The sequence below is a fragment of the Maritimibacter alkaliphilus HTCC2654 genome (assembly GCF_000152805.1).
In the GTDB taxonomy this organism is placed as follows: Bacteria; Pseudomonadota; Alphaproteobacteria; order Rhodobacterales; family Rhodobacteraceae; genus Maritimibacter; species Maritimibacter alkaliphilus.
Window position 1 is genome coordinate 925,501 of the sequence record NZ_CH902578.1, and the last position, 10,147, is coordinate 935,647.

15 protein-coding genes and 1 tRNA gene are annotated in these 10,147 nt (G+C 65.2%); 4 read left to right on the plus strand and 12 right to left on the minus strand.

Translation table 11 applies throughout. The features are described from left to right. Window positions 1-333, plus strand: a 333-nt coding sequence (locus RB2654_RS22835; protein WP_008329462.1) for a membrane dipeptidase, incomplete at its 5' end; no start/stop codon positions are given. An 81-nt stretch (window positions 334-414) separates the two neighbouring features. Here the strand turns inward: RB2654_RS22835 and RB2654_RS05655 are convergent. The 4 genes from RB2654_RS05655 to RB2654_RS05670 form a co-directional block, all read right to left on the minus strand. After that, window positions 415-747 carry a DUF4389 domain-containing protein gene (locus RB2654_RS05655; RefSeq protein ID WP_008329463.1) on the minus strand — a complete coding sequence of 111 codons (333 nt, stop codon included), beginning with the start codon at window positions 745-747 and terminating at the stop codon, window positions 415-417. A 27-nt stretch (window positions 748-774) separates the two neighbouring features. Then, complete coding sequence (locus RB2654_RS05660) at window positions 775-1,761, minus strand: Gfo/Idh/MocA family protein (protein WP_008329464.1); 987 nt, start codon at window positions 1,759-1,761, stop codon at window positions 775-777. Window positions 1,762-1,824: 63 nt separating this feature from the next. After that, complete coding sequence (gene rpoH / locus RB2654_RS05665) at window positions 1,825-2,721, minus strand: RNA polymerase sigma factor RpoH (RefSeq protein WP_008329465.1); 897 nt, start codon at window positions 2,719-2,721, stop codon at window positions 1,825-1,827. A 163-nt stretch (window positions 2,722-2,884) separates the two neighbouring features. Then, on the minus strand, window positions 2,885-3,919 hold the full coding sequence (locus RB2654_RS05670; protein WP_008329466.1) for an RluA family pseudouridine synthase: 1,035 nt from the start codon (window positions 3,917-3,919) through the stop codon (window positions 2,885-2,887). Between RB2654_RS05670 and RB2654_RS05675 the strand changes: the two genes are divergently transcribed. Beyond that, window positions 3,918-4,217 carry a DUF6476 family protein gene (locus tag RB2654_RS05675; RefSeq protein WP_008329469.1) on the plus strand — a complete coding sequence of 100 codons (300 nt, stop codon included), beginning with the start codon at window positions 3,918-3,920 and terminating at the stop codon, window positions 4,215-4,217. The two genes, RB2654_RS05670 and RB2654_RS05675, sit on opposite strands and share 2 nt — an antisense overlap. Here the strand turns inward: RB2654_RS05675 and RB2654_RS05680 are convergent. The 3 genes from RB2654_RS05680 to RB2654_RS05690 form a co-directional block, all read right to left on the minus strand. Continuing rightward, window positions 4,214-4,798, minus strand: a complete 585-nt coding sequence (locus tag RB2654_RS05680; protein ID WP_008329471.1) for a hypothetical protein — start codon at window positions 4,796-4,798, stop codon at window positions 4,214-4,216. The two genes, RB2654_RS05675 and RB2654_RS05680, sit on opposite strands and share 4 nt — an antisense overlap. A gap of 4 nt (window positions 4,799-4,802) precedes the next feature. Further along, entirely contained in the window at window positions 4,803-5,468 is a 666-nt protein-coding gene (locus RB2654_RS23680; RefSeq protein ID WP_008329473.1) for a hypothetical protein, read from the minus strand. Window positions 5,469-5,610: 142 nt separating this feature from the next. Beyond that, window positions 5,611-5,687, minus strand: a tRNA-His gene (locus RB2654_RS05690). 104 nt (window positions 5,688-5,791) lie between these two features. On the opposite strand from RB2654_RS05690, the gene RB2654_RS05695 reads away from it, so the two are divergent. After that, a complete protein-coding gene (locus RB2654_RS05695; RefSeq protein ID WP_008329475.1) occupies window positions 5,792-6,016 on the plus strand; it encodes a DUF6324 family protein in 225 nt (74 codons plus the stop codon). Here the strand turns inward: RB2654_RS05695 and RB2654_RS05700 are convergent. After that, a complete protein-coding gene (locus RB2654_RS05700) occupies window positions 5,985-6,446 on the minus strand; it encodes an MmcB family DNA repair protein (protein WP_008329476.1) in 462 nt (153 codons plus the stop codon). The two genes, RB2654_RS05695 and RB2654_RS05700, sit on opposite strands and share 32 nt — an antisense overlap. 301 nt (window positions 6,447-6,747) lie before the next feature. Between RB2654_RS05700 and RB2654_RS05705 the strand changes: the two genes are divergently transcribed. After that, window positions 6,748-7,437, plus strand: coding sequence for a nitroreductase family protein (locus RB2654_RS05705; protein WP_008329477.1), 690 nt, complete (start codon window positions 6,748-6,750; stop codon window positions 7,435-7,437). Here the strand turns inward: RB2654_RS05705 and RB2654_RS05710 are convergent. The 4 genes from RB2654_RS05710 to ribB all read right to left on the minus strand — a co-directional run bounded on the left by RB2654_RS05710 (window position 7,431) and on the right by ribB (window position 10,143). Continuing rightward, window positions 7,431-7,745 (minus strand): hypothetical protein, encoded by a 315-nt coding sequence (locus RB2654_RS05710; RefSeq protein WP_008329479.1) that lies wholly within the window; start codon window positions 7,743-7,745, stop codon window positions 7,431-7,433. The two genes, RB2654_RS05705 and RB2654_RS05710, sit on opposite strands and share 7 nt — an antisense overlap. A gap of 158 nt (window positions 7,746-7,903) precedes the next feature. Continuing rightward, complete coding sequence (nusB, locus tag RB2654_RS05715) at window positions 7,904-8,410, minus strand: transcription antitermination factor NusB (RefSeq protein WP_008329485.1); 507 nt, start codon at window positions 8,408-8,410, stop codon at window positions 7,904-7,906. Between the two features lie 87 nt (window positions 8,411-8,497). Beyond that, a complete protein-coding gene (locus tag RB2654_RS05720; protein WP_008329486.1) occupies window positions 8,498-9,007 on the minus strand; it encodes a 6,7-dimethyl-8-ribityllumazine synthase in 510 nt (169 codons plus the stop codon). Beyond that, window positions 9,007-10,143, minus strand: coding sequence for a 3,4-dihydroxy-2-butanone-4-phosphate synthase (gene ribB / locus RB2654_RS05725; RefSeq protein ID WP_040884452.1), 1,137 nt, complete (start codon window positions 10,141-10,143; stop codon window positions 9,007-9,009). The genes RB2654_RS05720 and ribB overlap by 1 nt, the downstream gene beginning before the upstream one ends. Between the last annotated feature and the right edge of the window lie 4 nt (window positions 10,144-10,147).

The window sequence follows — 10,147 nt, forward strand, 5'->3', positions numbered from 1 at the left end:
TCGCATTGCGACACGAAGCGGAATTACCCGGACGACGTGATGCAGGCCATCGCCGCCACCGGCGGGGTGATCGGCATCGGCTACTGGGAAGACGTGACGTGCGATGACAGCCCTTTGGGCGTGGCCCGCACCATTCAGGCCGCCATCGACCTTGTCGGCGAGGATCACGTGGCCCTCGGCTCCGACTACGACGGCACGGTGACCACCGGCTTCGACACCGCCGAGCTTGCCGCCCTGACGCAGGCGATGCTGGACATCGGCCTGACCGAGGCGCAGATCCGCAAGGTCGCGGGCGGCAACATGGTCAGGGTTCTGCGCGACCGGCTGAACTGAGGCGCCCGCCGCGCCGTCCCGGCGGCGCCGGGGCGGCGCTTGCCCTGCGCGCGCCCTTGGCGCGCTCCGCAAGGCCACGGATCAGTCGGGAATGCCCCAGCGGTCGAAGGGGAACGGGCGATCTTCGGTGACTCCGGTGACGAACAGGGTGGCGCGCGCCATCCAGTCGGCCAGATCCTCACCGAACTCGGCGACGTAGTGGTTCTTTTCGCTGCCGAACAGCATCCAGAAGAACTGGATCAGGCCCGCAATGATGACCAGCCCGCGTGCCACCCAGAGCGCGATGACGAAGAACACCATCCACAGCCCGCGCAGCCAGATGTTGTCCGGCTCGCGCTCGTCGATCTCTGCGCCCGGCTCTTCCAGCACGGTCGGATCGACATCCTCATCCGGTTTTTCAGCTTCCTTGGCCATCCCGTCGTCTCCCAGTTCTGTCCCTATTCAAGTAATATCGGTCGCCTGCGAAAACACCATGTCAATCATGGCCTGCGTGCCCCGGCTGAATTCGAGCGGCGCGGGATAGGACGCGCCTTCGCGCACCGTTGCCGCGAAATTCTCCACTTGCAGAACGTATTGGTTCACGCCTGGCCAGCGTTCCACCGCGACCGAGTGATCGGGGCGCAAGAGATGAGCCTGCGCTTCGGCGAACACGCCGCCGTTGAACGGCGCGGTGAGCTTCAGAAGGCCGTCCGAGCCGTGGAACGTGACGGATTGGTGACGCATGAGCCGGGTCGATGTGAGACCGGAATAGGTGAAGCGGCCTTTCGGCCCGGCCATCGTGCCCGTGGTGTGGGCCCAGACATCGACGCCATCCTCCCACCGGATGCGGGTTGATATCTCGTCGGGTTCCGCGCCCGTGGCGAAGCGCGCCGAGCCATAGGTATAGACGCCGACGTCCCGGATGCCGCCGCCGCCCGTGCCGCGCTGGTTGCGGAAGTTCGCGCGATCCGGGTTGTTGTAGGTGAACACGGCATCGACATGGCCCAGCGTGCCGAGCGCACCCGCATCCAGTAGCGCCCTGACGCGCTCCCACTGAGGGTGGTGCAGGATCATGTAGGCTTCGGCGACATGCAGCCCGCTCGCGTCCCGCGCGGCGATGATGCGATCCACCTCGCCCGCGTCGAGCGCGATGGGTTTTTCGCACAACACATGCTTGCCCGCCTCGATCGCGCGCAAGGTCCAGTCCACGTGCAGGTGATTGGCAAGCGGGATATAGATGGCGTCGATCCCATCGTCGTCCAGCAGCGCCGCGTAGCTGTCGTAGACCGTCAGATCGTCGGTGATCGCCCGGAACGGCGCGACCTTGTCCGGCGAGGTCGTGGCAAGTGCGGCCAGTCGGTTGCCGCGCGCCGCGTGGATCGCCGGTGCCATGTCCTTGGCGGCGAACCGCGCCGCCCCGAGAATGCCCCACCGCAGGTCGTTGGCCATTGGTTTCCCCTTACAAAAAGCCCGGGCGCTTGGCCCGGGCGTCCTGTGTCGTCGTTAGCGCAATCAGGCCGTTTCGGCCATGCCCTTTTCCGAGGCGAGCTCCTGCATCCGCTTCTGGAGCTTCTCGAAGGCGCGCACTTCGATCTGGCGGATGCGTTCGCGGCTGACGTCGTATTGACCGGACAGGTCTTCCAGCGTCACCGTCTCGTCCGACAGGCGGCGTTGGGTCAGGATGTCCTTCTCGCGGTCGTTCAGCACGTCCATAGCCTGTGCCAGCATTTCGCGGCGCACGGTCAGTTCGTCTCGCTGTTCGTAGTCGCCCGCCTGATCGGCATCCTCGTCTTCCAGCCAGTCCTGCCACTGCATCGTGGAATCGCCGTCGTTCGTGATCGTCGCGTTGAGCGAGGCATCGCCACCCGACATACGCCGGTTCATCGAGATCACTTCTTCCTCGGTGACGTTCAGGTCATGGGCAATCTGGGCCACGTTCTCGGGCCGAAGGTCGCCGTCCTCCAGCGCACCGATGCGGGCCTTGGCCTTGCGCAGGTTGAAGAACAGCTTCTTCTGGGCCGAGGTCGTGCCGAGTTTGACCAGCGACCACGAGCGCAGGATGTATTCCTGAATCGAGGCGCGGATCCACCACATCGCATAGGTTGCGAGGCGGAAGCCCTTTTCGGGGTCGAAGCGTTTGACCGCCTGCATGAGGCCCACGTTGGCTTCGGAAATCACCTCGGCCTGCGGCAGGCCATAGCCGCGATAGCCCATCGCGATCTTGGCTGCGAGCCGCAGGTGACTGGTCACAAGCTGGTGCGCGGCGTCGGTGTCCTGATGGTCCACCCACCGCTTGGCCAGCATGTATTCCTCCTCCGGCTCCAGCATCGGGAACTTCCGGATGTCCTGAAGGTAGCGGTTCAGGCCACCTTCCGGCGTCGGAGCAGGCAAAGTCTGATAATTGGCCATCTGTTTACATCTCCACTGTCGCGCCCCAATGTTTCGGGGATTAACATTCTATTTAGGGCGCGTGTACCACCATTCAAGAGCATTGAGCCCTTGAACACTTAACGAAGTATGAACCCATCTCCGTCGGTTTTGGTAGCGGGCTCACGCCTTTGTGCTGAGTATTTCAGTCGGGTTTAGCGCCCAACACCTCGATCAGCCCCGCCATGTCATCAGGCAAACGCGCCTCGAACCGCAGCTGTTCCTTGGTCACCGGATGCTCGAACCCGAGCGTGGCGGCATGAAGCGCCTGTCGCTCGAACCCCCACAACGCCTTGGCCGCCTCGGCCCCCAGAGCGGATTCAGAGGGTTTACGCCGCCCCCCGTAGACCGGATCACCGACAAGCCCGTGACCGGCATGGGCCATGTGCACCCGGATCTGATGCGTGCGCCCGGTCTCGAGCCAGCAATCGAGCAGTGAGACGGAAGGAGGCCGCCCGAATGTTTCAACCACGCGGGCCCGCGTGATGGCGTGACGCCCGCCGGACCACGTGACCGCCTGTTTCTGGCGGTCGGTCTTGTGGCGGGCGAGCTGAGTCGTGATCTTCACGATCCCCCCCTGCTCGAAACTCACGCCACGCACGCCCTTGAGCCGCGGATCGGCAAGGTCGGGCATACCGTAGACCAGCGCGCGGTAATGCCGCTCGACCGTGTGCTTTTCGAACTGGGCCGCCAGCCCGTGGTGGGCGGCATCGGTCTTGGCCACCACGAGCAGCCCCGAGGTGTCCTTGTCGATCCGGTGGACGATGCCGGGGCGCTTCTCCCCCCCCACACCCGACAGATCGTCGCCGCAATGGTGCAAGAGCGCGTTCACCAGCGTGCCCGACGGCGTGCCGGGCGCCGGATGCACCACCATGCCCGCTGGTTTGTTCACGACGATCAGGTCATGGTCCTCCCACACCACGTCGAGCGCGATCGCCTCGGGCCGCATGTGGCTTTCCTCGGCCACCGGCACGGTGATCTCGATCACCTCGCCCTCGGTGACCTTGGCCTTGGCGTCGGTCAGCACCTCGCCCGCCCGCATCACGGCCCCCTCTGCGATCAACTTGGCCAGACGTGAGCGCGACAGGTTCGCCGCCTCTGGCACATCGCGGGCCAGTGCCTTATCAAGCCGGTTGGGCGGATTGGCCCCGATCTCGACGAGGACGGACGTGGACGACATGGACGAAGCTCCCCTGACCGGCCCCGATGCCGGTCTCGTGCGCTACCTGAAATGGCTGGTGACGACGCTGACCGTCACCATGATCGTGGGGCTTGTAGTCCTGATCGCGGTCATTGTCATGCGCTTGAACGAAACGCCGGGGCAAAGTTTCCCGGACCAGATCGCCCTGCCCGACGGCGCCACCGCCACCGCGATCACGCGGGGGTCCGACTGGATCGCCGTGGTGACCGATGACGACCGCATCCTGATCTACGACACGACCGGCCAGACGCTCAGACAGGAAATCGCGGTCGACTAGTTCCCGACGAAACCACCGGCGAAGACGATCTGGCCATTGTTGCCGTGGAACGCACCGATCACGCCCTGATCGCCGACGAGCCCTTCGAGGTCGCCGTCATGGCCCGCATAGACCACCCCGCCCTCGAACGCGCGGCCGGTGATCGCGCCATCGACGACGAGCGCGCCGTCGGACCCGGTCACCGTGCCCTGATCGAAATCCGCGACGATCGAAATCTTGCCGTCATCGAGGCTCGACACCCCGCGCAGCTCGGTCTCGTAGTAGCGCAGGTTGGAAATCACGGCGACTTCGTAGTCGGCGAGGTAGACCGCCTGACCCGAGGTCGGCGTCGTGCCCGTGTCGGACCCGGCAAGGATCGCGGAATAGGCTTCGGCGCGACCGTTGCCGAGGGTCGAGAAATACTCGATGCCGCCGATGGACGCGTCGTAGATATCGCCGGACTCCTGAATGGTGTCGGTGGTGGTCACGGTCGATGACACGGTGCCGCCGGTATAGAACCCCGAGCGCGTGTTCACGTCGACCAGAAGGCAGCCCGACAGCGGGAAGGCGAGAAGCGGGAGGAGGAGCGCGGTGCGAAGCATGGCGTCAGTCCTGAGGTCCGATGAAGCCGCCCGCGAACACCGTGTCCGCGCCGCTGCCGTGGAACGCGCCCGCGACGCCCTTGTCGCCGATGTTGCCGCCCAGAATGCCGGCCGTGCTGCGATAGGTCACCGCGCCGCCCAGATTGTCGCCCGCGATTGTGCCCGCGACCACAAGGTCCTTGTCGGTGCCGGTCAGCCCGCCGGTGTCGAAATCCGCGGTCAGCACGATCTGGCCGGAATCGCGGATCAGGTCGCCCGACAGGTTGGTTCCGTCGCTGGTGAGGTTGTCGAGTTGAAGCACCGTGTAATCGGTGGTGTAGGTCGCCGTGCCGGTCGCGACCGTGACCCCGATGTCGGTGCCCGCGCGAACGCCGGTATAGCCCCGCGCCGTTTCGCGCTGCGTCCCGACCACGAAATCGACACCGCCGAGCGTCGTGTCGTTCACCGCCCCGAACTCCACGTTCGACCAGGCCAACGTCCGCCGCGCTTCTGCGTTCGGCAATTCACGCGAGTCGAACAGGACGACTTCGGACGAGGTCGTGGTCACGCTGCCCGATCCGCTGGTGGTCGTCGTCGTTGTCGTGGTGGTCGTGGTCACGCCCGTCGTGCTGGTCGCACAGGCCGAAAGAGCCAGTGCCGTCACCAGGAGACCGCTGAGTTTCAGCTTCATTTTTTCTGCCCTTCTAGCCCCTTGATCGGACGCTATGGGACGTTTGGGAACGGGGCAAGCCCTGCCCGCGCGAAATGACGCGGGCTGTCGCAGCTTGACCACGGCACCGGCCTGCGCGGCGCGAACATCGAAATGGGAAGGATGGTACCGACACCCCGGCTCGAACGGGGGACCTCTTGATCCACAATCAAGCGCTCTAACCAACTGAGCTATGTCGGCACTGGAGCGCCGTTTAGCGCCCCCATCGGTGCAATGCAATAGCCCGGGCTTGAAAAACGAAGGGGCACGGCGTAACTCACCCGCATCCTTGAAGGAGCGCAGCCATGGGCATCAATTCCGAGACCGAAGTTTCCGCCAACATCCAGATCGGGCCGACCACGCTCGGCATGGTGCGCATCTATGTCGAAGGCAACGGCATCGACCTGCCGATGGACTTCGAGCCGGACGAAGCCCTTGAGATCGCCGAGGAAATTCGCGCCGCCGCGATGCAGGCGCAGAAGATGGGCGATAAGGGCGCTAAAAAGTCGAAGGGTCCGAAAAAGGGCTGACGCCGGGATCGCGGTAGCCGTGCAGGCGCCGCGCCGCATCCCGCGCGAACTTGAGCGTCAGTTTCTTGCGCCGGGCCGGGGCGAGTTTCGTTTCCGGCCCCATGCGCACGATCTCGGCATCGTATGGATCGGCGATGATAAGCCCGGTCTCGTCCGGCAGAAGGTCGAGCGGAAAGTCGCAATCGACCGCCCAGAAGAACCTGTCGCAGAACTCGAGATAGCCCTGCCACTTGTGATCCGCCATGAAATCGGCGCGGCAGGACTTGCACTCCACGACCCAGATTTCCCCTTTGGGGCCAACGGCATAGACATCCGTCCGCAACCCGCGCGCCGGCACGAATTCCTCCACGCAGGCGAAATCGTGCAGGCTCAGGTGCCGCGCCACGCCACGGGCGAGCAACTGGCCGGGTTGAAGCAATGCGGTGTCCATGCGCCCAGAATGAACAATTCGTGAACATTTCGCAAGTCGCCCGCGCGAAATTCCCCCGATCATTCCCCTTGCGCGAACCCACTGCCGGGCCTATCTCGGGTTTTGGCGGTCTGCCCTTCTCGTCTACACGGGAACATTCCGGTGGCCTTAAGCAAATCCGAGGGAGCTGGCTCTGTCGCGGCCGTGGCCGAGTTACCCGGCGCCCACCTGAATATCAGGTCCTCGGGAATGCGCTTCCCTGACGGTTGCAGGTGGTCCCGCCACTACCTAGGCTCCTTCCGGCAACACCGGGAGGAGCCTCATGTTTTCCAAGTCCAACCTGCCGCACGATCCCCTGCCCCTGCCCGACCGTTTCGACTGGACGGATGACGAGGCACGCGCCCGCGTGACCGGCTTTTTCGACCTGATGGCGCGGCGCCACACGGTGCGCGACTTCTCGGACCGCCCGGTGCCGCAGGACATCATCGAGACGGCCGTCGCCACCGCCGGCCGCGCCCCCTCGGGAGCCAATCACCAACCGTGGTTCTTCGCCGCGGTGCAGGACGCGGGGCTGAAGGCCCGCATCCGGGCCGAGGCCGAGGCGGAGGAGGAAAAGTTCTACGATGGCGGCGCGGGCGACGAATGGCTCAAGGCGCTGGAACCCATCGGCACCGACGCCTCCAAGCCGCATCTCGAGATCGCGCCGTGGCTCATCGTGATTTTCGCCCAGCGTTGGGGCGAATTCGACGATGGCACCCGGTTCAAGAATTACTACGTGCCCGAAAGCGTGGGGATCGCGACCGGGTTCCTGATCGCAGCGCTGCATCAGGCGGGCCTCGCCTGCCTGACCCACACGCCGAACCCGATGAAGTTCCTGAACGGCGCATTGGGGCGGCCCGGTTCGGAAAAGCCGGTGATGATCCTCGCCGTCGGCCACCCGGCCGAGGACGCCACGGTGCCCGCGGTCGCGAAACTGAAAAAGCCGCTGGGCGAAATTCTAAAGGTTTACTGACGCTTACGCGGTGCGTTCGCCGTCGCCTCGATCCGCGCCGGGATATTGGTCGCGACCGGAATACGCCTGCCCCCGCGCGGTTCGTCATCTTCGCCCATCCGCATGATGGTGATGGCGAACTGCACGCCCGAGAACACGATCCCGTTGCCGAAGTACAGCATGATGACCGCCATGATCCCGACATCCGAGGTCGACACGAGGTGCCACAGGTTGCCCACGTTCATCCACAGAAGCGCCGCGACGAACACGGCGGCAAGGCCGAACCCGATCAGAACGTGACGAATGTAGAGCGAGATCAGTTTGGGCATGTCAGCACCTCCTGATCCGAATGTAGGCACGGGTTGCCGCAGCCGCAAAGGCCCATTTGTCGCAGGGTCGCGGTCGGCGCGTTCAGGCCGATCGGGCGTTCAGGTTCGGTGGCGATGGAGCGCGAACTCGCGCGTGCAGACGACAGCCCGACGACCGCTCAGAACGCTTCCGGCCGCGCCTCGCGCGCCATGTGGTCGAGCACGGCGTTGGTGAACTTGGGTTCGTGACCTTCCGGGAAGAACGCCTTGGCGACCTCGACGAATTCGACGATGACGACCTTGGGCGGCGTGTCGCCCAGAACCAGCTCGGCCCCGGCGGCCCGAAACAGCGCGCGCAGCGTCGGGTCGATCCGCGCGATGGGCCATTTGGCGACCAGCGCCCGGTCGGTCATCTGGTCGATCTTGGCCTGCCGGTCCACCGCTTCGCCCAGAATGGCGCGGAAGAGGTCCACGTTCCCCTCTTCGAATTCGCCCTCTTCGTATTCGGCCCCGAAGCGATGGTCCTCGAATTCCTTGCGCACGCGGTCATAGCCCTGCCCCGCCGCCTCCATCTGGAACAGCGCCTGCACGGCATAAAGCCGCGACGCGGATTTCATCCGGCGCTTCAACTCGGGCGTCATCTTGCGCTTGGGGCGGTCGGTGTCTTGCGGGGTCTCGTCGGTCATGTCGGCTCTCGGGCAAACTCAGGCCGCGTCCTTAGATCAAGGCCGGACCAAGGGAAACCGTTTTCCGCGAAAAGCGTGAAAATTCGCTCACGCTCCGACGGGACGAAAGCCGACCTGCTTCTCGCCGCCCGTCCATTTCCGACCGAGCGCGATAAGGTGAAGCGCGGCGGCAGCGGCCCCGCCCCCTTTGTTCTGCTGGTCCACGGCGGCACGCACCACGGCCTGATCGCGGTTCTCGACGGTCAGGATGCCGTTGCCGATGCACAGGCCCGCAAGCCCCAGCGTCGAGAGCGCGCGCGAGCTGTCGTTGCACACCGTCTCGTAATGCGTGGTTTCGCCCCGGATCACGCAGCCAAGGGCGACGTAGCCGTCGAAATCGGCGGTGCGGTCGGCGATGCGGATCGCGGTCGGCACTTCCAGCGCGCCGGGCACCTCGACGATCTCCCACGTCGCGCCCGCAGCCTCGATCTCGGCCTTGGCGCCCGCGATCAGGTCGTCGGCAATGTCCTTGTAATAAGGCGCCACGACGATCAGCAGCTTGGGCGCCTCGTCGAAAGTCGGGCGCGGCAGGGTGTAATGCGTCTCGGTTCCGGCCATCACTTCTCTCCCCGGATCGGATGGGTGCCTTCGATGGTCAGGTCATAGGCGTCCAGCCCCACGACCTTGGGCAGCGGGCTGTCGGTGAGCAGATGCATCCGGTGGATGCCCAGCGCCGACAGGATCTGCGCGCCGAGGCCGTATTGGCGCAGCACCTGCGGGCTGACCTCGCCCTCGGCGGTGGCGAGCTTCATCGACGGGTCGCGCAGCAGGACCACGGCCCCGCGCCCCTTGTCGGCGATGATCTGCATCGCGCGGGGCAGTTCGTCATGTGGGTTCGGGCCAAGGCCCAGCGCATCCTCCAAGGGGTTCAGCGCGTGCATACGCACCAGCACCGGCTCGTCCGTGGTCAGGTCGCCCTTGGTCAGCACGATGTGCTCGGCCCCCTGCGTCTCGTCCGTGAAGATGCGCAGCATCCAGTCGCCGCCGTAGGCCGAGGTGACCTGCTTCACCGCGCTTTCGTTCACGAGGTTGTCGTGGCGATGGCGGTAGGCGATCAGGTCGCTGATCGTCCCGATCTTCAGCCCGTGCTTCTGCGCGAAGGCCACGAGATCGGGCAGCCGGGCCATCGACCCGTCCTCGTTCATGATCTCGCAGATCACGCCGGCCGGGTTCAGACCCGCAAGGCGCGAAATGTCCACGGCCGCCTCGGTATGGCCGGCCCGTACAAGGACACCGCCATCCTTGGCGCGCAGCGGAAAGACATGGCCGGGGGTCGCGATGTCGGCGGCCCCTTTGGTCGGGTCGATGGCGACCGAAACGGTGCGCGCGCGGTCATGCGCCGAAATGCCGGTGGTCACGCCTTCGCGCGCCTCGATGGAAATGGTGAACGCGGTCTCATGGCGCGACGAGTTCTGCGAGGCCATGAGCGACAGGCCCAGCGCATCGACCCGCTCGCCGGTCAGCGACAGGCAGATCAGACCGCGCCCGTGGGTCGCCATGAAGTTGATCGCATCCGGCGTCGCCATCTGCGCGGGGATCACCAGGTCGCCCTCGTTCTCGCGGTCCTCGTGATCGACGAGGATGAACATGCGGCCGTTGCGCGCGTCCTCGATGATCTCCTCGATCGAGGAGATCACATCGCCCCACTCGCGTTCCACCGGTCCGGGTGCGTCATAGATCTTGGCGTCCGACATCTGG

Bases quoted from the DNA above. Each gene is read 5' to 3' on its own strand.
- RB2654_RS05655 (WP_008329463.1), bottom strand. From the start codon at position 747: ATGGCCAAGGAAGCTGAAAAACCGGATGAGGATGTCGATCCGACCGTG.
- RB2654_RS05660 (WP_008329464.1), bottom strand. From the start codon at position 1,761: ATGGCCAACGACCTGCGGTGGGGCATTCTCGGGGCGGCGCGGTTCGCC.
- rpoH (WP_008329465.1), bottom strand. From the start codon at position 2,721: ATGGCCAATTATCAGACTTTGCCTGCTCCGACGCCGGAAGGTGGCCTG.
- RB2654_RS05675 (WP_008329469.1), top strand. From the start codon at position 3,918: ATGGACGAAGCTCCCCTGACCGGCCCCGATGCCGGTCTCGTGCGCTAC.
- RB2654_RS05670 (WP_008329466.1), bottom strand. From the start codon at position 3,919: ATGTCGTCCACGTCCGTCCTCGTCGAGATCGGGGCCAATCCGCCCAAC.
- RB2654_RS05680 (WP_008329471.1), bottom strand. From the start codon at position 4,798: ATGCTTCGCACCGCGCTCCTCCTCCCGCTTCTCGCCTTCCCGCTGTCG.
- RB2654_RS23680 (WP_008329473.1), bottom strand. From the start codon at position 5,468: ATGAAGCTGAAACTCAGCGGTCTCCTGGTGACGGCACTGGCTCTTTCG.
- RB2654_RS05695 (WP_008329475.1), top strand. From the start codon at position 5,792: ATGGGCATCAATTCCGAGACCGAAGTTTCCGCCAACATCCAGATCGGG.
- RB2654_RS05700 (WP_008329476.1), bottom strand. From the start codon at position 6,446: ATGGACACCGCATTGCTTCAACCCGGCCAGTTGCTCGCCCGTGGCGTG.
- RB2654_RS05705 (WP_008329477.1), top strand. From the start codon at position 6,748: ATGTTTTCCAAGTCCAACCTGCCGCACGATCCCCTGCCCCTGCCCGAC.
- RB2654_RS05710 (WP_008329479.1), bottom strand. From the start codon at position 7,745: ATGCCCAAACTGATCTCGCTCTACATTCGTCACGTTCTGATCGGGTTC.
- nusB (WP_008329485.1), bottom strand. From the start codon at position 8,410: ATGACCGACGAGACCCCGCAAGACACCGACCGCCCCAAGCGCAAGATG.
- RB2654_RS05720 (WP_008329486.1), bottom strand. From the start codon at position 9,007: ATGGCCGGAACCGAGACGCATTACACCCTGCCGCGCCCGACTTTCGAC.
- ribB (WP_040884452.1), bottom strand. From the start codon at position 10,143: ATGTCGGACGCCAAGATCTATGACGCACCCGGACCGGTGGAACGCGAG.